The sequence below is a fragment of the Methanothermococcus okinawensis IH1 genome, from assembly GCF_000179575.2.
GTDB lineage: Archaea > AGJL01 > Methanococci > Methanococcales > Methanococcaceae > Methanofervidicoccus > Methanofervidicoccus okinawensis.
Map to the genome: position 1 here is coordinate 1327287 of NC_015636.1, position 23725 is coordinate 1351011.

The 23725-nt window shown below is 27.4% G+C and carries 21 protein-coding genes; 9 read left to right on the plus strand and 12 right to left on the minus strand.

What is annotated here, in order from left to right; translation table 11 throughout:
- Positions 1 to 163: 163 nt before the first annotated feature.
- Positions 164 to 1171: a homoisocitrate dehydrogenase gene (gene aksF, locus METOK_RS06590; protein WP_013867443.1), complete on the minus strand. Its 1008-nt coding sequence runs from the start codon at positions 1169 to 1171 to the stop codon at positions 164 to 166.
- 531 nt (positions 1172 to 1702) lie between these two features.
- On the opposite strand from aksF, the gene METOK_RS06595 reads away from it, so the two are divergent.
- Positions 1703 to 2584, plus strand: coding sequence for an AIR synthase related protein (locus tag METOK_RS06595; protein ID WP_013867444.1), 882 nt, complete (start codon positions 1703 to 1705; stop codon positions 2582 to 2584).
- Here the strand turns inward: METOK_RS06595 and METOK_RS06600 are convergent.
- Positions 2581 to 3603: a hypothetical protein gene (locus tag METOK_RS06600; RefSeq protein ID WP_013867445.1), complete on the minus strand. Its 1023-nt coding sequence runs from the start codon at positions 3601 to 3603 to the stop codon at positions 2581 to 2583. The genes METOK_RS06595 and METOK_RS06600 overlap by 4 nt on opposite strands.
- Positions 3593 to 4090, minus strand: a complete 498-nt coding sequence (locus METOK_RS06605) for a hypothetical protein (protein ID WP_013867446.1) — start codon at positions 4088 to 4090, stop codon at positions 3593 to 3595. Before METOK_RS06605 ends, METOK_RS06600 begins: the two co-directional genes overlap by 11 nt.
- 286 nt (positions 4091 to 4376) lie before the next feature.
- On the opposite strand from METOK_RS06605, the gene METOK_RS06610 reads away from it, so the two are divergent.
- From METOK_RS06610 to METOK_RS06640, 8 genes are all read left to right on the plus strand, one after another.
- Positions 4377 to 6704: a DEAD/DEAH box helicase gene (locus METOK_RS06610; protein ID WP_013867447.1), complete on the plus strand. Its 2328-nt coding sequence runs from the start codon at positions 4377 to 4379 to the stop codon at positions 6702 to 6704.
- Between the two features lie 274 nt (positions 6705 to 6978).
- A complete protein-coding gene (locus tag METOK_RS06615) occupies positions 6979 to 8073 on the plus strand; it encodes an ATP-binding protein (protein WP_013867448.1) in 1095 nt (364 codons plus the stop codon).
- Positions 8070 to 9137 (plus strand): ATP-binding protein, encoded by a 1068-nt coding sequence (locus METOK_RS06620; RefSeq protein WP_013867449.1) that lies wholly within the window; start codon positions 8070 to 8072, stop codon positions 9135 to 9137. Before METOK_RS06615 ends, METOK_RS06620 begins: the two co-directional genes overlap by 4 nt.
- A gap of 55 nt (positions 9138 to 9192) precedes the next feature.
- The gene (locus tag METOK_RS06625; protein ID WP_013867450.1) at positions 9193 to 10317 is read left to right on the plus strand and encodes an ATP-binding protein; all 1125 of its coding nucleotides are present in this window, start codon (positions 9193 to 9195) and stop codon (positions 10315 to 10317) included.
- Positions 10318 to 10500: 183 nt separating this feature from the next.
- Complete coding sequence (locus tag METOK_RS06630) at positions 10501 to 11814, plus strand: flippase (RefSeq protein ID WP_013867451.1); 1314 nt, start codon at positions 10501 to 10503, stop codon at positions 11812 to 11814.
- 14 nt (positions 11815 to 11828) lie between these two features.
- On the plus strand, positions 11829 to 11996 hold the full coding sequence (locus tag METOK_RS08660; RefSeq protein WP_013867452.1) for a hypothetical protein: 168 nt from the start codon (positions 11829 to 11831) through the stop codon (positions 11994 to 11996).
- A gap of 32 nt (positions 11997 to 12028) precedes the next feature.
- The gene (locus METOK_RS06635) at positions 12029 to 12982 is read left to right on the plus strand and encodes a glycosyltransferase family 9 protein (protein ID WP_013867453.1); all 954 of its coding nucleotides are present in this window, start codon (positions 12029 to 12031) and stop codon (positions 12980 to 12982) included.
- A gap of 11 nt (positions 12983 to 12993) precedes the next feature.
- On the plus strand, positions 12994 to 14100 hold the full coding sequence (locus METOK_RS06640; RefSeq protein WP_013867454.1) for a glycosyltransferase family 2 protein: 1107 nt from the start codon (positions 12994 to 12996) through the stop codon (positions 14098 to 14100).
- On the opposite strand, the gene METOK_RS06645 is transcribed toward METOK_RS06640, so the two are convergent.
- The 9 genes from METOK_RS06645 to gmd form a co-directional block, all read right to left on the minus strand.
- Positions 14097 to 16316, minus strand: a complete 2220-nt coding sequence (locus METOK_RS06645) for a DUF2206 domain-containing protein (protein WP_013867455.1) — start codon at positions 16314 to 16316, stop codon at positions 14097 to 14099. The two genes, METOK_RS06640 and METOK_RS06645, sit on opposite strands and share 4 nt — an antisense overlap.
- Positions 16306 to 17313: a glycosyltransferase family 4 protein gene (locus METOK_RS06650; protein WP_083810054.1), complete on the minus strand. Its 1008-nt coding sequence runs from the start codon at positions 17311 to 17313 to the stop codon at positions 16306 to 16308. Before METOK_RS06650 ends, METOK_RS06645 begins: the two co-directional genes overlap by 11 nt.
- A 38-nt stretch (positions 17314 to 17351) precedes the next feature.
- Positions 17352 to 17474, minus strand: a complete 123-nt coding sequence (locus METOK_RS08960; protein WP_269595247.1) for a hypothetical protein — start codon at positions 17472 to 17474, stop codon at positions 17352 to 17354.
- The gene (locus METOK_RS06655; RefSeq protein WP_013867456.1) at positions 17474 to 18580 is read right to left on the minus strand and encodes a glycosyltransferase family 4 protein; all 1107 of its coding nucleotides are present in this window, start codon (positions 18578 to 18580) and stop codon (positions 17474 to 17476) included. Before METOK_RS06655 ends, METOK_RS08960 begins: the two co-directional genes overlap by 1 nt.
- 110 nt (positions 18581 to 18690) lie before the next feature.
- Positions 18691 to 19914, minus strand: a complete 1224-nt coding sequence (locus METOK_RS06660) for a glycosyltransferase family 4 protein (RefSeq protein WP_013867457.1) — start codon at positions 19912 to 19914, stop codon at positions 18691 to 18693.
- 44 nt (positions 19915 to 19958) lie between these two features.
- The gene (locus METOK_RS06665; RefSeq protein ID WP_013867458.1) at positions 19959 to 20837 is read right to left on the minus strand and encodes a hypothetical protein; all 879 of its coding nucleotides are present in this window, start codon (positions 20835 to 20837) and stop codon (positions 19959 to 19961) included.
- Positions 20838 to 21869, minus strand: coding sequence for a Gfo/Idh/MocA family protein (locus METOK_RS06670; RefSeq protein WP_013867459.1), 1032 nt, complete (start codon positions 21867 to 21869; stop codon positions 20838 to 20840).
- Positions 21870 to 21938: 69 nt separating this feature from the next.
- Complete coding sequence (locus METOK_RS06675) at positions 21939 to 22631, minus strand: glycosyltransferase family 2 protein (RefSeq protein ID WP_013867460.1); 693 nt, start codon at positions 22629 to 22631, stop codon at positions 21939 to 21941.
- Positions 22632 to 22696: 65 nt separating this feature from the next.
- Entirely contained in the window at positions 22697 to 23722 is a 1026-nt protein-coding gene (gene gmd, locus METOK_RS06680; protein WP_013867461.1) for a GDP-mannose 4,6-dehydratase, read from the minus strand.
- Positions 23723 to 23725 lie beyond the last annotated feature (3 nt).

A 23725-nucleotide genomic window follows, 5' to 3' on the forward strand; every position in this document is an offset into this window, starting at 1 on the left:
ACTACTAATAAATAAACTATATAACATTAAACTATAAAATAAATCCATTTTTAATTTACTAATATTTATGGTTATAGGTTTAAGTAATATATATTGATAGTTATATTAAATTTAATCATTAATTACTAAATTTAATGATTTTAATTTTATTTATTTTTTAATTTTATTTATTTTTTATTTCCTCAATTATCTTATCCGTGAGCTCAGTAGTTTTTAAATTTCCACCTAAATCAGGGGTTTTATATCCTTTTTTTAATACAGATTTAACGGAATCCCTTAACAATTTACTTTTTTCTTTCATACCCAAATAATAAAGCATCATAGATGCACTTAATATTGAAGCTATTGGATTTGCTATACCCTTACCTGCAATATCTGGTGCCGAACCATGAACTGGTTCAAATAACCCATGTTTATCTCCAATATTTGCAGAAGGTGCCAATCCAAGACCTCCAAGCAATCCAGAAGCTTCATCAGATAATATATCTCCAAATAAGTTTGTGGTTACCATAACATCAAACATCTTTGGATTTTTTATAATATACATGGCAGTGGCATCTATTAAATAATTATCGCTATTTATATTAAATTTTTTGTATTTCTCAGCAGTTTCATTGAATATTTTTAAAAAAAGACCATCGGTTATTCTTAAAATATTTGCCTTATGTATGCAAGATACCTTTTTTCTGTGGTGTTTCAATGCATAATCAAATGCAAATTTAATTATCCTACTACTCCCTTTTTTAGAAATAATCCTTTCTGCAATAGCTATTTCTTTTTTATCATCGTAATATTCTTTATTTGTGTATAATCCTTCGGTATTTTCTCTTATTATTACAAAATCAATATCTTCAAAGTTATTAATAGGTCTAACATTTGCGTATAAATCCAATTCTTTCCTTAGTGTTAATATTGGACTTTTATATAGTTTTTTTTCTAATTCTTTTGGTTTTGGTGTAGTTACTGCACCAAACAATATTGCATCGCATTCCTTGGCAGTTTCGATTGTTCTATCAGGTATGGCACTATTGCATCTCTTAAAACATTCATAACCTGCATGCTCTTTGATAAATTCAAAATCTCCGAGCTCCTTTAAAACCCTTATAGTTTCAGGTATTACTTCTTTACCTATCCCGTCTCCTTCTATAACACATATCTTATATTTCTTCATTAAATCACCAAAATAAAAAAATGTAAAAAATTTTAAAAACTAATTAAAAGAAAAAATTATGTTTAAAATAAGATTATATTATATACTAATTTTTATTAATGGAATATAACTTAAAAATATGCATAATATGTTATTATCGTATATATTTTTTATTATTCTTTAAATCATTAATCAGTATTACAGTATATATGATATAAACATAAAAATTATAATGAAATTTACATTAACTTTTTTGAATTTTTAAGCTATATTATAATTGTATATCATTATGGTGTATAACATATAGTGATTAATATTGAATATAATTATAAATCTTAAATGAGAAAATAAAATAAAAAATTAATTAAAAAAATTATAAATTAGAAAACTTAGGATTATAAAGATTTATTATAAAATTATTATAAAATTATAAAATACATGGTGGTGAATATATTATAAGCAAAATAAAGTAGAATAAAAGAAATAATATAAAATAATAAGATAAATAAAATAAAAGAAAATAAAATAAAAAAATAAAAACGAGATGAAAATATGGAACATATTGAATACGAAATAAAACACGCAATAGGGCATATGATGGAAACAAATTATCCAAGAAAAAAATTATGGGATATGGATTCAAAAATTCCAGATTTAATAAGGGGAATAAGGGCAGGAGATGACGCAGTAGTAATAGGAAAAAGGGTTATAAATATGGAGGGACCTTATCCTTTAAAACTTGGTTCAAAAACTGCTTTAATCCATACATCATGTGATATAGTGGCAATGGGTGCAAAACCATTGTATGCCATGGATGCAATTCAGGCAAGGGATGAGGAAGAAATAAAAATGGCGGTAGATGGATTAAAAAAACAATCCATAGGGCTAAATATACCTATTGTGGGCGGAAATACTCAGACAGAAAAAGAATTAAAATCTTGCGTTAGTATTGTAATATTTGGTGAGCTCCTACATGATAAGGTAATTATTGATGGAGGAGCTCAGGCAGGTGATGTTGTAGTTATGCTTGGTCATCCCGTAGAGGGGGATGTTGGGGATAGGGTTCAAAGGGCAAAAAATAAATACGATACATTTTTAAAAATTTTAGAAAGTGGAGTAGATGTGCATGCCTGCAAAGATGCTTCAAGAGGCGGATGGTTATGCAACATACTTGAAATGCTTGCAAAGGCAAAAAAAGGCATTAATATAAATGCAATTCCATATCCAAGGGCTACACGATATTTGGGAACCTATCTTGTTTGTATGGATGAGAATGATTTAAATGATGCCATGGATATAGCAATTAACAATAGATGTCCAATTATTCCATTTGGAAAAATAACCGAGGAAAAAACCTTAAAAATAGGAAATAAAGAATATATTGATGAAGAAAAAATGAACAATATTGTAAAAGAATTCCCTTATAAATATTAACGTGGAACCCTAACTATTTTTCTTAAATCATATTTTTTTGAAATCTCTTTTAGTACTAAAATATATAGTGTAGATTCTCCATATAACCTACCATGTTTTGTTAATGTATCTATATTTTTATATATTATATCAGGGTATCGTTTGGAAACCTCATAAACAGCATTTAGTGCCATATGTCTAACAATATCATTTTCACTAAACAAAAGTTTTAAAACATTTTCAATAACACCATTCAATTCCTTTTCATTTAAGGTTGATAATGTGGAGAGGCAATAGGCTATATTTAATGGACTTAACTTCTCAATATTTTCATTTTTCATGAGTTCAAGAGTCCCTTTTAGGTCTTTTTTAGATATTGATGAATTAATTTTTTCTTTTGTTATATTTAGCTTGTTTATTTTATCTAGATTAAGTAATGACAATCCTGTATTAAATAATCTTTTAATTAATGACTCCTGTTTGGCAGACCTCATTAACTGTTTAATTTTCTCGTATGTTTTCTGACGTGTCTCAATTTCTACATCAGTAGTAGTTTTGCCATATTTTTTTAGCAATTCCCATGTATGTTCTCTTATTTGAAGGTTAATATATTTTTCATTTATCTCAGTAAGTTCTTTTTCCACCATATTAAAATATTCTGGTTTATGAGCCAATATACCTTTCAGAGAAATCAGTGTGTTTAGTATAAGGTCTTCGTTATCACTTTTTAGACCTTTTTTAATGTAAGGCATAAGCTGTTCAATATTTTTATTATGTTTTAGAAATATTTTTGTTGTAAGATATATTGAATTTGATACTATTTTAGGATTATTTGAATTTATAAACCCCATGAGTGAATCCATTAGTGATATGTCATTTTCTACGAATTTCCGAGCTTCATGAAGTCGCCCCTCCTCTATAAGTTTTTTTAGTTTGCTAGATTTTGAGCGAAAAAAAGGGATAGTCATTATTGAATCACCCAATATTTTAAATGATTTACCATGAATATCAAAATGCAGTAATCCTAAATTAACATTCATAGGATTCCACGGGGGTTACAGTATAGGATATATCTTTGTTTTTTCTAAGGATTTCCAAAAATTTCACACATGTTGATGGGTCTTTATTAGTCACAATAATATCGCAGGTAGCAATTATAAAATCATTAGATGTAATTTCAGTTTTGATTGGAATGGCACCACAAGATATAAATGCATTCAATAGTTCTTTTTGGATACTAAGACATTTTTCTGCATCTCCTTTTATCCTGACCCTATATGATGGAAAAACCAATTCATAACAATTTAATAGTATAACATTATTTTCCTGTAAAATCTCACAGAGTCTTGTGCAGTTTTCACCAGTGGTTTTTACTATAAATTTTAAAAAATAATACTTATGATTTAATGTGTTTGTAATTTTTACATCGTAGATTCTTGAAACATTTTCTGCAATTAAAATTCTTAGGTTGTCAAATATTTCCGATTCACACAACGCATGAATGACATATAACTTTTCCACATTCATTTTTTCACCTTTTTAGTGAGATATTATATGATTTTATATGATTTACCATATATATGGTTATATATGGTTTTTATTTTAATCAAATATATATCTTATGAAATTTAAGCATAATAGACATAGATATTAAAATATACTTAATTATGTTATAGTTTATAAATATTATAATAAATTTATCATTGTTCTACTTTTATTTAGCTAAAATAACTAAAAAGATAAAAAATAAAAAAAGAAAAGAAAATATGATGAATGAATAAAAATAAATAAAATATAATATGTGGTGTAATTGATGTTAATGTTAATGGAAGTTTTAAAAGAAAATGGTATTGCCGAGCTCAGGCCACCACAAAAAAAAGTAGTCGAGGGAGGGTTATTAAATAAAAATAAAAATTTTTTAATCTGCATACCTACGGCAAGTGGCAAAACACTCATCGGTGAGATGGCATTTATAAATCATCTTTTGGATAATAATAAAACACCCACAAATAAAAAAGGACTGTTTATCGTTCCATTGAAGGCACTTGCAAATGAAAAATATGAGGAATTCAAAGGAAAATATGAAAAATACGGATTAAAAATAGCATTATCTATTGGAGATTTTGACGAAAAAGAGGACTTAAAGGGATATGATTTAATAATCACCACTGCTGAAAAACTTGATTCACTTATAAGGCATAAGGTAGAATGGATAAAAGATATATCTGTTGTAGTTATAGATGAAATCCATTTAATAGGGGATGAAAGTAGGGGAGGCACCCTTGAGGTATTGCTTACAAAATTAAAAACTAAAAAAACTATTCAAATAATTGGATTATCTGCCACAATAGGAAATCCAGAAGAACTTGCCAAATGGTTAAATGCTGAACTTATCGTGGATGAATGGAGACCTGTTAAATTAAAAAAAGGCATTGGATATGGAAATAAAATAATGTTTATCGATGATAATGGAAATACAATAAATGAAGTTATTGTTGATGAAATTTCTAAAAATAATATGTTTAATCTTGTAGTGGATAGTATTTTAAAGGACGGTTCATGCATAATATTTTGCAATTCAAAGAGGGGAGCAGTTGGTGAAGCAAAGAAATTAAATCTAAAAAAATATTTATCACCTGATGAAATATCGGAGCTCCGACATTTGAAAGAGGAAGTTCTAAGTGTTCTTGATAATCCAACCAAAACCTGTAAAGACCTTGCAGAATGTATTGAAAAGGGCGTGGCATTTCATCATGCAGGTTTAACCTATGAACAGAGAAAAATTGTTGAAGAGGGATTTAGAAAAAAGCTTATAAAGGCCATATGTTGCACTCCAACGCTTTCCGCTGGAATTAATATGCCGTGTAGAAGGGCAATTATACGGGATTTAAAAAGATTTTCAAGTAGGGGATATATACCAATTCCAAAAATGGAAATCCACCAATGTATTGGAAGGGCAGGCAGGCCAAATTTAGACCCTTATGGTGAGGGAATAATTTATATAAATAACACCGAAAACCCAGAGCTCATAGAAAATGCAAAAAACTATTTAATTGGAAATGTGGAGGAAATCTATTCAAAACTATCCAACCAAAAAGTATTAAGAACCCACATGCTTGGGCTGATTACCACAGGGGATATAAAAAATAAAAATGATTTGGAGGAATTTATAAAAAATACATTTTACGCCTATCAATATCAAAATACTAAAAAAATTTTAGAAAATATTTACGAAATAACTAATTTTTTGGAGAAAAATGGATTTATAGAATTAAATTATAGAAGGGATGAAAATAAAGATAAAAGTAATAATAGCCATAACAACAAAAAAAATATTTCAAATACTAACAACAGTATTAAAATGCTTGTATTGGACAATAATAATTCATTAACCATTAAATCAAGGCATGAGGAAGATGTATATTACAACATTACGCCCCTTGGAAAAAAGGTATCGGAGCTCTACATAGACCCATTAAGTGCAGAGTATATTATTGATGGATTGAAAAATCTACATAAAAAAACATTATCTAATCCTAAAAATATGGAGTGTTATATCCTTCACATACTATATATTATCTCAAAAACTACTGAAATGCAACCAGTTTTAAGAGTAAGAAGAAAGGAGGAGAATGATTTAATTAATGATATGATAAAGTTGGATATAGATGTTGATGATGTTATATATGGCATATCTTCGGAAAATTTAGAATATTTTAAAAATGCTAAATTGTTTTATGATTGGATTAATGAAATTCCAGAGGAAGAACTATTGCTGGGTTATAATATCGAACCAGGAATTTTAAGGTATAATGTAGAACAGGCAAAATGGATGATTCATTCTGCAAAGGAAATATTTAATTTACTAAATATCGACAATAAAGTTATAAAAGATTGTTTAAATGATTTAGAGATAAGAATGGAATATGGTGCAAAACAGGATATTATAGAGCTCCTAAAAATAAAACATATTGGTAGAGCCAGAGCTCGGATATTATACAATGCAGGCATAAAAAATGCAAATGATATTATCAATAACCAAAAAAATATTATAAATCTATTGGGTGAAAAAATAGCAAGGAAGATTTTAAGTGAGCTCGGTGTAGATACTAAATTTGGTCAGATGAGACTTTCAATATAATTCTATTGAATAATATAAATATACAGTTAATAATGACTGTATAAATAAAAAGAACCGCTCAGCTGTCCCCGTTGTCATCACAAATCAGTGAAGTCGGCACTCATCACAGCAGTTATTATTTTTATTAATTATTATTTTATTTAATCATTAATAAGTGTTTCTATTCTCTTTTAATGTAGCCATATATATAAGCAATAATATAATATAAATAATAAAGAAATAATAGGAGCTCATATTATACATAACTGAATAATTTACTATATATGGTGAAACCATGAAATTCTTTAATAGAGAAAAGGAAATTAATGAAATTCTTCATATTTTAAACAAGGAACCAGATGATATTTATTTTATTTACGGCTCTATAAACAGTGGTAAAACTACATTAATCAACCATATAATAAACAATGAATTAAACGATAATTACAAGGTATTTTATATAAATTTTAGAACCTACTTAATATCTGAAAAAAAGGACTTTATAGAAGCGATATTTTCAACTAAAAAGGACGATTTTCTTGAAACCATAAAAGATAAATCAGAGGTATTGAACCTAATCACAAAAGGAGCTCGAATATTAACAGGAGTTCCTATTCCAGAAGTAGAGTTTAACAAATTATTTGAGGAAAGAATAAATGATGCATTTCAATATTTAAATAATATAATGTTGGAAACCAGAAAAAATGGGAAAACTCCCATTTTAATACTTGACGAACTTCAAATGATAAAAGACATAACCACCAACGGACAAAAATATTTATTAAAAGAGCTTTTCCAATTTTTAGTATCTCTTACAAAGGAACAACACCTATGTCATGTATTCTGTTTAACCTCAGATAGTCTATTTGCCGAATATGTTTATAATGCGGGAGAATTAGGGGGAAGGGCAAAATATATTTTGGTAGATGATTTTGATAAAGAAACCTCTTTAAGATTCATAAGTTTTTTAGCAAAGGAAAATGGGGTCGCACTCTCCGATAGTGATAAAGAAAAAATATATTCCTATGTTGGGGGAAAACCAAAGGATATAGCTTATGTAGTTGAAGAAAGTAGTTTTAAAGATTTGAAAGAAGTTTTGGAATATTTACTAAATGATAGTATTCAGAAATTGGATATGTTCCTAAATAAATTAGATTACATAACACCAAAAATATCCATTGAAAATGAAATTATTGAAATTAAGAAAGAAGATGTTGTTAATGCACTAAAATTATTTAAAACTAAATATGAGATTGATAAAAATGATGTTAGTATGCCCATCTACATTTATTTAATCAAAGAAAATATTTTATTCCTAAATCCACAAAAAGGGATATTAAAACCACAATCCTATTTAGTATGGAATGCTATTAAGAGGTTGGAATTATGAAATTCTTTAACAGAGAAAAGGAAATCAACGAAATCCTTCATATCTTAGAGGGGGAACCCAACTTAATATACTTTATATACGGCTCTATAAACAGTGGTAAAACTACATTAATCAACCATATAATAAATAATGAATTAAACGATAATTATAAGGTATTTTATATAAATTTTAGAACCTACTTAGTATCAGAAAAAAGAGATTTTATAGAAGCCATATTTACAACAAAAAAAGAGGGTATTTTAGAAAAAATAAAGAATAAATCAGAGGTAATAAATTTAATCACCAAAACTACAAAAACTTTAACAGGAGTCCCTATTCCAGAAGTAGAGTTTAACAAATTATTTGAGGAAAGAATAAACGATGCCTTTCAGTATCTAAACGATGTGTTTTTGGAAACCAAAAAGAGTGGTAAAACACCAATACTAATACTGGATGAATTGCAGATGATAAAGGATGTTACAACAAACGGACAGAAGTATCTTTTAAAGGAGTTATTCCAATTTTTAGTATCTCTTACAAAGGAACAACATTTATGCCATGTATTTTGTTTAACCTCAGATAGTCTATTTGCTGAGTATGTTTATAATACAGGTGAACTCGAAGATAGAGCCGATTATATATTGGTAGATGATTTTGATAAAGAAACTGCTTTAAGATTTATGGATTTTTTAGCAAAGGAAAATAGAGTTTCACTTTCCAATAGAGATAAAGAAAAGATATATTCTTATGTTGGTGGAAAACCCATATTAATTTACAAAGTTATTAACGATATGAGATATAAGAAATTGGAGGATATTTTAAATGAAATGCTTAAAATAGAAATGTCAAAACTAAAAAAATTGTTGATTAGAATAAAAAATGGCAAATATGAAGGAATAAAATATAATGATGTAATTAATGCCCTTTTTTTATTTAAAAAAGAATATATAACTAACGAATATAACATAGATGAGGACATAAAAGAATTTTTAATAAGAAAAAATATTTTATTTCTAAATCCCATTGAAGAATTGATAAAACCACAGTCATATTTAGTATGGAATGCTATTAAGAGGGTGGTTTAATTTTTAATAGGAGCTCATATTAATATATATTAGCTATGTATATATTGGTGAAACCATGAAATTCTTTAATAGAGAAAAGGAAATTAATGAAATCCTTCATATCTTAGAGGGGGAACCCAACTTAATATATTTCATCTACGGCCCTATAAATAGTGGAAAATCCACTTTAATTAGAGAAATCATAACAAATAAGTTGGATAAATCAAAATATATTCCATTCTTTATAGATTTTAGAACAAGGAATGTATTAAATGTGGATAACTTTATTGAATGTTTATTTGAAGTGGATGAAAAATCAAAAGTGGATGATTTTAGGGAGTATGCCAAATCATTAGCTGATTTGTTGATTAATGGGTCGGAGGAATTAAGCAAGTATTATTTAGGAGCTCCGATAAAAATTCCAAAATCATTATTTGACAAAATTTTTACTAAAAAAGATAAATCTGGCGATGTTTATCAATATATAGAATATTTATTTGCTAAATTAAATGAAAAAGGTAAAACACCAATATTGATATTCGATGAGCTCCAAATGATTAAAGGACTAACCTTAAATGGAAATAGATTGGTATTATGGAGTTTATTTCAATTCTTAGTGGCATTAACTAAGGTTCAACATCTATGCCATGTATTCTGTTTAAGTTCTGATAGTTTATTTATTGAGTATGTTTATAATACGGGTGAGCTCGAAGGAAGGGCAAGATATATATTAATAGAAGATTTTGATAAAGAAACCTCTTTAATATTTATGGATTTTTTGGCAAAAGAATTATTAAAATCAGAATTATCAAAAGAACAAAAAGAACTAATCTATTCCTATGTTGGTGGAAAACCCATTGATATATACTATATAATTAATGAAATGAGATATAAGGAATTAGAGGATATTTTAAATGAAGTACTAAATGACAGTATTCAAAAATTAGATATGCTTCTAAATAAATTGGATTATATAACCCCAAAAATATCCATTGAAAGTGAAATTATTGAAATCAAAAAAGAAGATGTTGTAAATGCACTAAAATTATTTAAAACTAAATATGAGATTGATAAAAAGGCTATTAGCACGCCTGTATATATTTACTTAATCAAAGAAAATATTTTATTCCTTAATCCTCAAAAAGGAATATTAAAACCACAATCTTATTTAGTATGGAATGCCATTAAGAGAGTAGTTTAATTTTATGAGCTCCGATAAACATAATATATATTTTTAATTTTATTTTTTAGATTTTTGTAGAGCTCCGATAAATTTTCATTTTTATTGTGGGAGCTCCCATTATTATTAAAACCAATGAGAATATTTAAATAAAAAGAGGAGTAATATAAGTTAAGATTTAATTTTTTGGTATTGGTGTATAGGATGAGCTCAGTTAAAAGGATTGCTAAGAACACGGGGATTTTATTTGTATCCAATATTATATCCAAATTATTTGGTTTTGTTTATACCATATATATGGCTAGATATTTAGGAGCTCAGGGGTTTGGTATTTTATCCTTTGCATTAGCATTTACTGGAATGTTCGGTGTGCTTGCAGATATGGGTTTGCAGCCTTTAACTGTTAGAGAGGTTGCAAGAAATACTGAGCTCAGTGGAAAGTATTTGGGAAATATTGCAGCGATAAAATCTATTTTAGGAATAATTACTTTTGTGTTAATTGTTTTAACTATAAATTTAATGAACTATCCAGCAGAAACTGTTTATGTTGTTTATTTAATTGCATTTAGTGTGTTGATTAATTCATTTAATGGTATGTTTTATTCCATTTATCAAGGTCATGAAAAGATGGAGTATGTTGGTATTGGAAATATAATTAATAGTTCTTTAATGTTTGTGGGTGTTTTTATTGCCATATATCTTGGATTTAATGTTGAAGGGTTTGCATATATATATTTGATTTCTGGAATTGGTGTTTTGCTGTATAATTTAATTATTTCTACATGGAAGTTTGTTAAACCAAAAATTGAAATTGATTTAAAATTTTGGAAGGAATTGTTAAAAGAGGCTTGGCCTTTTGCTCTTATAGGTTTTTTTGTTATTATCTATTTTAGAATAGATTCTATAATGTTATCCTATATGAAAGGAAATGAAGTTGTTGGATACTACTCAGCATCATATAGGCTTATTGATGCTTTATCATCGCTTGTACCTTCAATAATATATTCTGTAATGTTTCCCGTAATGTCTAAATATTTAAATTCAATAAATGATTTAAAAAAAGTTTGGATTAAAGCATTTAATTTATCCTTTATTGTTGGTATTACTACTTCGATTTTTGTCGTAGTTTTTGCAAAATATATTATTTTAATTGTTTATGGATATGGTTATTTACCTAGTGTAATGGTATTGCAAATTTTAATATGGGCATTTTTTATAATATGCGTTAGTTCCATAACTAGTGGATTATTAAATGCTACAAATAAACAAAGGTTGGTGACTTTTGGAGCAGGTGCTGGAGCAATTATTAATGTAATATTAAATATAATCTTAATTCCAAAATATAGTATGGAGGGTGCTGCAATAGCCACCGTTATTACCGAAATATTAATGTTTGTGCTATATATTTATTCAGCTTGTAAATTTTTAAAAATAAATAAATCAGAAATTTTATCATTATTTATATTTTCAAAAAAAGATTTATACATAATTAAAGAATTATTAAAAGGTAAAAAATAATTTAGGTGGTTATTATGGGAAGCTTAAAGGGATATATCAAAAAATTTAAAGAAGATATATTAATTTTATTGGATAAATGTATTACAAATGTTGAAAGGACTGAAAATTTAAAAAGGAAAGAATATTTATTAGTAAGGATGGATTTATTAGGTGATTTTTTTGTATTTTTTCCGTTTTTTTAAGATATATAAAAATTTTTAATAACCATATATTTTTGATAAATAAAATCCATGAACCTATTGTTAAAAAATATACAAAAAATTATATTGCAATTGATTTTAAAAAGTATCGTTTAAATTTAAAATATAGGATATATATTTTAAAATTAATAAATGATTACTATTTTGACTATGCTATTAATCTTATACCACATAGATATCCAAAAATCGCAGACGAACTAATTGTTATATGTAATTCACATAAAAAAATTTGTTATGTAGGGGATGATATAAATATCAATAATTCAGAATATTATTATAATAAATTTTATAATGAAAAAATTCCTTATTTAGAAAGTCTAAAAAATGAGAATAAAAAATATTATCATATATTTGAACATGAAAAAACCATTTATTATCATTTATGTAAAGAAAACAAATTTAAATCCAACATAAAAGACTTTTATTTAAATGCATTTATGGATTTAAAAAAGAAATTGACCAAAAAATACAATTTTAAATATGTTTGTATTATTACTGATGCATCTGCACCATTTAGAAAATATCCACGAGATAAATGGCAAATAATACTAAATAATTTACCAAAAGATGTTAAAATTATTCAAATAGGATTAAATAAATTTCCTCTAAAACATCCAAATCTTATAGATTTAACTGGAAAGACCTCACTTGAAGAGGCTATGTCAATAGTAATGAATGCATCCCTTGTTATAGGTAATGAAACGGGTTTAACTCATTTAGGTTATTTGTCAGGAGTTCCAACTGTTTGTATTCTTGGGGGCGGGCATTTTGGCAGATTTTTACCTTGGGATGAATTTGATGATATTGTTAAGTGTACATATAATAAAATGGACTGTTTTCAGTGTGGTTGGAGATGTAAATATGTAAATTTAAAAAAGGGAGAAGTTCCACCCTGTATAAAAAACATAAAACCTGAAAAAGTTATTGATGCCATAAATGAATTAAATGAGAAATACAATATATTTTAAATGGTGAAATTATGAACTATCCAAGAGTTTCAATAATAATTTTAAACTGGAATGGTTGGAAAGATACAATAGAATGTTTAGAATCTCTTTATAGAATTAACTATCCAAATTATGATGTAATTGTTGTGGATAATAATTCTCAAAATGAATCTATTGAGAAAATAAAAGAATATTGCAATGGTAATATTGAACAAATTCTTCCAGAATTTGTAGCTCTTCGCTCCGCTCCGATTGAAGTTAATTCTAAGTTTTTTAAATATTCAAATGAAAACAAACCCATTAGAGTTTTTGAACTTTCAGAGAATGAAGCAAGAAATAATAAATTTTTAGATAAAGAAAAATATGAAACATTAGAACCAAATAAAAGAATGATTCTAATTAAGAACAAAGATAACTATGGTTTTGCTGGGGGGAATAATGTTGGTATTAAATTTGCTTTGGATGTTTTAAATCCTGATTATATTTTGTTGTTAAATAATGATACTGTTGTAGATAAGAATTTTTTAATAGAAATGGTTAAAGTTGCTGAGTGTGATGAAAAGATTGGGATAGTTGGAAGTAAGATTTATTATTATGATTATAAAGGTAGGGACGATGTGATTTGGGGATTGGGTGGCGGAGGAGTTGATTTAAAAACTGGGAGGGTTTGGCATTATTACTTTAAAAAAATAGACGATAAAACATATAAAGATATTATTGAATGTGGATATATTACAGGATGTTCAATGTTAGTTAAAAATAATGTCTTAAAAATATTAAATGGATTTGATGAAAATTATTTCTGTTATTATGAAGATACTGATTTATCCATTAGATGTAAAAATTTAGGTTATAAATTAGTTTGTGCTACTAAATCTGTTTTATGGCATAAGGTTTCTGTTAGTTCTGGAGGAGATAGCTCTCCAATCACCGCATATCTTACTGCTAGAAATTGTCTATACTTTATAAAGAAAAATAACAAAAAATGGATGTATTGTTCATTAATATATTTACTAACATATAAACACGCTCGAAGATTTGTTAATTTTGTTTTTTTGCAGAAAAAACCTTATTTATTGAAATATTACTATAAAGGAATTTTAGATGGAATTAAAGGAAAAGGTGGAAAAGGAATTTAAGATAATAAAACCTGACTTCCACCATTATCGTAGATTTTATTACATAATTTCAATTGAGAATAATATTTAGAATTTGTAATATTATACCAAATTAATTTAGATGCATATTTATTGTTTTCTACACCTATTTTTTCTTTGATATTTAATCTAACAAGACAAATATAGCAACTTTGAAGTTTTGATATGTTTATATTTTGCGTTAAAGGATGTAGTTCATTGTAAGGTATAAGCCCAAATGTTTGAAATACTCCTGTTGCATCTAAATTACCTTTGGTTATCCATATTTTTAGACAATTGTTTCTGTTTTTTGATATCCATTTTGCCATTAAAATATCACAATCTTGGGGTGAAAACAAATAAAGTGTTCCAATATCTCGCATATCTCCATAATTCATAATAGAGTCCCTACTTAAAGATATTGAATGAACATCACATTTAAACACTTCATTAATAAATCCCGTGGATAATAGCAAATAAAAAGACAAAATTACAGAAAAAATTTTAATGCTTTTTTTCGTTATAATCAAGTTGTAGGTTGTTGTATTATTGATTCTTAATCTCTTATAAATTTCAAAAATTATAGTTTTAAAACCTATTATTGTATATGGTGATAGTAGTATGTATGCTAAAAGAGATAATCTATCTACACCCATAACTGCGAAATATGGAAGTAATGTGGATATCAATATCACAAACCAATATAATGAAAATGATAAATATATTGGTAAATATTTATTATTTACCTTTCTAAGTATTATGTCTATTGTTGATTTTAGACAGCCTATAATTGCAAATAAAAGTAAAGATATACCTATCGCTTTTGATATTATAGAAAATATTGATGTTACCGCAGTTAATACAACTCCTCCTCTTGATGATTCAATGTTAAAATCGTAGATTATTGAATTTATTACTGCGTTTCCAATATTAACTATACTATCAATAACTGATGAATTCGAAATAAAGATATACCATCCTCCGTATAATATAATATAACACAACACAACAAAATTTATAGTTTTAAAGTTTATGTTTTTAATATAAATATTCAATAAATGCATTATTATCAGTGCTGATAAAATCATACCAATAAATAAACTTGCAGTTCCATAATGTGACCACAACAAGGATATCATAAATATTATTAATAATATATTTTTAGCTGTTAAATTTGACTTTGATTTGAACAATACCATATATATCAAAACTAAAAAAAACATTGCTAATTCTTGCTTTCTAGGAATAACTACACTGAAAAATGAACCTTTTGAGATATACAAAAACACTGCAAAAAATATTTCTTTTTCAATTTTTAAAATTTTTAAAATTTTTATATATGAATATATTCCTAATGAAATAAAAGAGATAATAAAGGGATATACTAATTTATAGATTGTAGTAATGCTTAATCCAAAGAACAATACCATCATTGGCGTTAATATAGTATTTCCAACTATTGAGAAATAATTATTATTTATGTTGAGATTTGCCATGCCATGACTTAATGTTAATATTGGAACATATCTTTCACCATCTGCTATATGAACATTGTTTCCTATTAATGTAATATGCCATACTAATGCAATAGCCATAACCCAAATAGCATAAGGATAATATTTTTTATCAATCCAGTTGGTAAAACCAACAATCAATGCAACCAATGCAATAACAACAATCATAATCATTAACAAAATATTATTATGGTAATAATTCACTAAATAAGTTCCAAATATTGCCATAAATGGAATTAAACTAAGAAACAAAACCTGTGGGTTTAATATATCTTTTAAATCTATAAAATCAGGATTATTATAATTTTTATCTCTAAAATAAGCAACAATGCATAATAAAAATATAACCCCTGCCATGGTTAAAGTTATAGGAATTTCTGAGATTGGTTTATCTGTAATACCTAAAATTGGATAAAGCATATTTATTAAAAATCCAACAAACATATCCATAAATAAACTCAGCCCAATGGCATATAAAAAACTCTCAATACTACTTAAATTATGCAATCTTAAAATTCTTAACAATAAATACCCGGGAATAAAAGATAAATAAATAAATCCAACTAACGGTCTTATAATTGGAGTATTAACCCCTAATTTATTTAGTGCAAATAAGCCCAATAAAGATATTTGAAAAAATAAAATAACTATTAAAAATTTTTTAAATTTCCAGTTTTGTAATTTAAATGGATTTTCAAATTTCATAATTATCCCTTAATTTTTTATTATAAACTTCTTCATAAACTTTTAAATGCTCCTCAGCACATTTTTTCCAACTAAATAATTTAGCCCTTTCTAATCCTTTTTTAGATAGTTCTTCCCTTAATCCCTCATTGGTTAAAACTTCATTCATTGCCTTAGCTAATTCATCTACATTATAAGGATTAATCATTATTCCAGCATCCCCTACAACCTCAGGTAATGAAGAAGTATTTGAGGTTATAACTGGTGTTCCACATGCCATAGCTTCCAAAGGAGGTAATCCAAAACCTTCATAAAGAGAAGGATAAACGAATAAATCCGCTGCATTATATAATGCTGGTAAATCCTCATCTGGAACATAGCCTGTGAATATAACATCCTTTTGGAGGTTTAGTTTTTCTATGGTCTCAAAGATAGATTTGTATTTCCATCTTTTTACTCCAGTTAATATCAATTTATGATTTATACCTTGTTTTTTGAGTTTGTAAAGTGCTTTTAATAATGTTGGAATATTTTTCTTTGGTTCCAATCCTCCAACATATAAAATAAATGGATAATTTAAATTGTATTTTTGTTTTACTTCATTTATTTCTTTTTCTTTTAGTGGTTTGTAGTTTTCATTTGCTGCTAAATGAATAACTTTTATTTTATCCTCAGGAATTTTAAAGTATTTTATTATATCTTGTTTTGTGTGGTGTGAGATTGAGATTATTTTATTTGAATTCTTTAAAATTAATGGAAATAAGTATTTATGCATTAATACTTTACTTTTTTTATGGGTTTCGGAATACAGTAATGGAGTTAAATCATAAACAGTTAAAATTTTTTTAGGTTTTTTTAATGATAAAAAAGGTCCAAAATGATACACATCATGAACTATATCAAAATCATGTTTTTTTAATGTATTTGGTGTTATTATCATCTTTTGAATTTCATGTCCAAAAGGTATATTAGGCACGGGAATTATAAGTTCATTTAAAAAATTGTATTTGTTTAACATATTATTTAAATGCTCGCACTTTTTACGATGAATTATAGTTATTTATTATCACTATTTTTTTCATATTCTATTTTAAAAAGTTCCACTAATACATTATAAGTATATGAACCTATTCCAGTTTTTATATCGTCAATTGAATTTGCAATAATTCCTATTTTCATTATTTCCCCTCATTTAATAGTTTTTTATATAGGGAAACATGCTCTTCAGCTATTTTTTTAGATGAAAATGCATCATTTAGTTTTTCCAAATTTTTCTTAAATGTCAGTATATTATTTTTATTATTTAACAATGTAAAAATACCTTCAGCAAGATTTCCAGGATCTTTTTTTTTGACAATTATCCCTATGTTATTAGGTTTAACAATATCTTTAATGCCTCCAACATTCGTAACCACTACAGGTATTTTATAAGCTATCATCTGATGTAGTGTTTGACTTTGTGTTATCTCAGTATATGGCAATACACCAATATCTGAAATGGCAAATATGGCAGGAAGGTCTTTGTCTGGAACATATCCTAATATTTTGAAATAATCCATCAATCCATACTCATTAATTTTCCCCAATAGTTCTTTAAAATAATTTTTTGATGTTTTAGGTATGCCTCCAACTACAATTATTTTATAATTAATACCTTTATTTTTTAAGATAACCGCCGCATCTATTAAATATTCCAGCCCTTTATTTGGACGTATTGCACCCAAAAATAATATTGTATCACATGGAATGTTGTCAAGGCCATAATGTTTAAGAATATGTTTAATGCCATCTTTAGTTTTTTGTGGGGTAGGTATTGGAAAATGTATTTTTTGAATGTTTTTTAATCCATAATATTTTAAAAGTTTCTCAAAATGTTCGTCGGTATGTACTAATACAATATCTGCAAATTTCAAAGATATTTTTTCATATGCCAAAAATAATTTTTTTAAAATTGGGGCGTCCAAATGTTTTAAATATGATTCGGGTTTTTCATGGGAGGTTATCACTACCTTTGAATTAGCAAATAATTTCATGAGAATCATAAATAACGGAAAAAATATACCTACTGATGATGGAGTATATTGTATATGAACTATATCAGGTTTTTTTAATATTATTTCTAAAAAATATATAAGTAGGTTAAATGGGTTTTTAGATTTTAAAAAATTTGACTTACGAGAAATTATATTTATTCCTTGCGATTTTAATTCATTTATAATATTTAAAGAATACTCTGAAATCCCACAACCATTCGTTGGAAAAGTACTTATAAAATATACCTTCATTAATTTCACCTAATAATTTAATTTTAAATATAATATCCCCTTCCAGTTAATGTTCTATTTAATCTATCTGAAATAATACCTATTTTCATAATTATTACCTTTTTAGACTATTATTTACTTATAACTTCTTGGAACACATTTAAGTACTTCTTTGCAATATTTTCCCAACGGAATTTATGTTCCGCAGTTTTTCGTGCATTGATACCCATTTTCAATCGGGTTTCGTCATTAGATAATATTTTAATAATTTTTTCAGAAAGTTCGTTTGGATCTTTTTGATTTACTAAGTATCCATAATTAGCATTTTTTGGAATAATATCTGGAATTCCTCCAACATTTGTCCCAATTACTGGCTTGCCTAATGCCATCGCTTCAACCAATACTAATCCTAAACCTTCAGTATCTCCTGAAGAATCCACAATTGATGGCAGTACGAATAAATCACAGGATTTATATGATTTTATCAGTTCTTCTTCGGAGACTGCCCCTAAAAACTCAACATTTTTTGATATATTTAATTTTTGAGATAATCTTATAAGATTATTTTTTTCAGGCCCGTCTCCTGCAATAATCAATTTAGATTCGGGAAATACCCTTAAAACTTCTTTCATTGATTCTATAAGATAATTAATACCTTTTCTTTTAACCAACCTTCCACAAGTCATTATTGTGTATTTCCCAGAGGATTTACTTGACATATATTCATTTGGATCATAATTTTCAAAGAATTTTTCATCTACTCCATAAACTATTACTTCTATATGTTCTTTGGGGATATTCTCGAGATTATCCAATGTAAATTTTTTTGTGAATGTACTTATGGATACCACTTTATTAGAATAAAGCAGGGACTTCCTCAATATATATCTTAAAAAGGAATATTTGTTTATTGTTAATGCAATGTCTGCACCATAAATAGTCGTGACTATAGGTATTTTTTTAGAATTTATTAAACTTGTTGCGAGAAATCCTGAAGGAATAGCCCAGTGTGGATTTATTATATCAAAATTATATTTTTTTGTAAGTTTTAGCAATGCGATGCTCATTGATGTTATGAACGGCAAAAGTTGAATTTTAACCATGTTTTTTTTGACATTCTCAGGAATTCCTGGAAAATATGCAACATTTTCAAATTTTTGTGGATACATATATTTAAATCGATGTATTTGCACTCCATCCATAATTTCTTCACTTAATAAATTATTTGCATGTGGTGCAATAACATGAACTTCAGCACCTAATTTTACAAGATTTTTAGCTAGTTGATGTAGGTAAATACTATCAAAATCCCCTTTCCATCGAGGATACCCTGTAGCAAGAATACATATTTTCATAATTTCCCATTTATCAGTTGTATCTTATCATATTAAATATTTCTTTATAAGCAATATTTCCTAATAAGCCCAAATGTCTCATCAGCATGTTCCTTTGTGGATACTCCAACAACAACAGATTTTATATTTGGTAATGTGCCTAAATACTCGTAAGCTTCTTTTGGTTTTAAATAACCTGCGGCTAATGTACTCATTGCCATTACATCAACATCATATTCATTTAAAACTCTTTCACATTCTTCTTTTGAAGGGTTCATCTGAAAACCAACTTTATTAAATGATGCCATAATAAGCGGTTTTTTAAACCCCCATTCATCAAACTTCATAACCATTCTTGCAAAATTAAATGTTCCAAATGAAGGAATAGCATCGTATTCATCTTTCACATGGTCAATATAGGTTCCAAAAATCTCTTCAGCATCCATTGCAAGAGCCAGATCAGCAAATACATTGTGAAAAAACACTGCCTTTACATTTAAATCATTGAATGGAATTAATTCTATATCAATTAGCGTTGATAGTAATTTACCAATATCTTGTTGCAATACGCCCATACCTCCTTTAAATAATATTTTCAACTTTTTAGATGTGCTTACTGAGCCGAATATTTCATTAAACAACCCCATAACTCCCTTTTCATTTGCTTTTCTAACATAGCCCTGAGCATAAGGCAACATTGGATAAAAATTTATCTCATCAGCTAATCCTTCATTTTTTAGATAACTGAGTATATCTTTTGCCTTTGGGTGTGTTGATAGCATCATTCCTTTTACATTATTATCCAATGAATATTTTATAACATCCCCTATATTTTTCATCTGACTAAATTTCTCAACTCTACTTCTTGCAGCGTCCTGGCTAAGATGATTAACTCCAAAAAATTGATTATGTCCTAAAACAATCGGGTCAATATTAGTAGTCATTTAAATCACCTCATAATCAACATCCACAGTTTTTCTTTCTTCTGCAGATTCATATATTGCATCATTAACACATTGGACTTTATATCCATAAAATACATCAATATTTGATTTTTCATTATTTTTTATACAATTTACCATGTATCTATCTTCCCGAGTATATTCTGGACCTCCAATATCCACTTCTACGCCTCTATATAAATCCTGTTTGTAGAGAGTTGTAAATTTTTCTTCGCTGTCTCTATAATATTTTAGATAGTCGTCATTCACAACAAGCATGCCTTCGCTACATTGAATTTCTATTTTTATTTCTGGAAGTCTATAATTCCTTACACTCCATGAAGCATCCAAATATCCTTCTAATCCACTGTTAAATATTATGTATGAATGGATAAAATCTTCCACTTCATTAGAATAATATGATTTCGAGCTCCCCGATACTGTTGCTATATCTCCAAAATACCATAACAATACATCAACCAAGTGTGTTGCAAGTATATTTAACACTCCTCCACCACTTGATTCTTTTTTATATCTCCATCCTTTTCCCTTAGAAAATAATTGAGACACATACATGTGTGAATTAAGATATATTGGCTCCCCAATTATTTTGCTGTCTAATATCTCTTTTGCCTTTGCAAAAGTATCCACAAAGTGCTTACAGTATCCAATCATGTTTATAACTTCTTTTGCATTGTTCATTGATTTGATTAAATCGCTACAATCATTCTTTGAAATTCCGAGTGGTTTTTCTACAAAAAAATTTATTCCCGATTCCACACAACTTTTTGACATGTTTGTATGAAACGCGGTAGGTGTTGTGATATATACCAAATCTAAATCTTCTTTACTAAACATTTTTTGATAATCTGTATATACATTAACATTTTTTAAAACTTTTTTAATATTTGAAGATATTAATTTTTCTTTTTCAGCTATTGCCACAACATTTACATCGTTAAAACTATTTAATATGCCTGTATGAAGAATCCCCATTTTTCCAAGTCCAATTAGTCCAACATTAACATTTTTCATAATTTCACCTTTATATTTTAATACTATTATCAAGAATAGAAAAAATCGCAATGGCAATAATAATAAAAGCTATTTCCTAATCCATGCTTTTAACATTACAGGAAATGCTATAAATGGATACTTCAAAACCTTTAATCGAGAAACTCCATGCATTCTTTTTTCAAATATAATTGGAACTTCTTTATATCTCAAACCTTTTTTACCAGCCCTTATTATAATTTCCTGATGAATACCCCATCTATCAGCCTTTAAATCAAGTTGTTTGGCTGCATACTTGCTAACTGCAACTAAACCACTTTGTGAATCTGTTGTTGGAACTCCCGACATAATCCTTGTTACAGTGGTGGATATATTGTTGCATAATATTCTTGTCTTATAATTTATATTTGCTCCATCACTATATTTACCAATAAATCTTGAACCTACAACTATATCTGCTTCATCATTTATAATAGGTTCGCAAACTGGTAAAATATCCTCCTTTCTATACTGCCCATCGGCATCAAAAATAAAACAAATATCATACTCAGAATTAATAAAATATTTATAACCTTCCCTAATTGCAACCCCTTTCCCTTTATTCTCTTCAAAGGTAATTACTTCAACACCGCATTCCTTTGCATACTCTGTGGTATTATCGGAGCTCCCATCATCAACAACTAAAATTCCATCAACAATATCTTTGATATTTTCAATTACTACCTTAATAGATTTTTCTTCATTATAGGCGGGTATTAATGCTAAAAGTTTCTTTTTATTCATGATATCCTCATCTTAAAAATTTTAAAAATAAAAATTATTACTGAGCATATGACTCCCCTTTAAATTTATTTCAATTTAATCCTTTCCAAATCCTTCTCAACCATCATCTTAACCAATTCTTCAAATTTAACTTTTGGTTCCCATCCGAGCTCCTTCTTAGCCTTTGAGTAATCACCAATTAATATATCAACTTCCGCAGGTCTGAAAAATTCAGGATTGACCTTTACCAAAACCTTTCCAGTGTTAGCATCTTTACCAATTTCATTAATTCCTTCCCCTTCCCATTCAATATCAATTCCTACAACCTTAAAGGCATTTTCAACAAATTCTCTAACTGTATGGGTTTCATTTGTTGCTAAAACAAAGTCATCTGGTTTATCGTGATGTAATATTTTCCACATACCATAAACATAATCCCCAGCATAACCCCAATCCCTTTTAGCACTTAGATTCCCCAATTCAACATAATCTTGTAATCCATTATATATTTTGGCAACAGCCATTGTTATTTTTCTTGTTACGAATTCTGGGCCACGCATGGGGCTCTCATGATTGAACAGGATACCATTGCTCATAAATAAGTTATAGCTTTCCCTATAATTTTTAATTGTCCAAAATCCTGCCAATTTGGAAACTCCATAAGGGCTTCTTGGATAAAAGGGTGTGGTTTCCTTCTGTGGAATTTCTTGAACCTTTCCATATAATTCAGATGTTGCAGCAAAATAAAGTTTTGAAGATGGTGAATATTCCTTCACTGCATTAGCTACATTTAAAGTTCCACCAATATTAACATCATAGGTAAATCTTGGGTTTTTAAAGGAGAATCCAACAAAACTTTGAGCAGCTAAATGATAAATTTCATCAGGTTGAATTTTTTTAATAGTCTCATCAATAAACAAATTGTCTGTAATATCTCCCCAATGAATATTTATTTGTTCCAATTCTTCCTTTGGTAGATGTTCTAAATTTCCCAAGGAATTTTGGCTATTTCTCCTAACAATTCCATGAATTTCATATCCTTTTTCCAAAAGTAATTTTGTTAAATAGTACCCGTCCTGTCCTGTTATACCAGTTATAAGTGCCTTTTTCATATT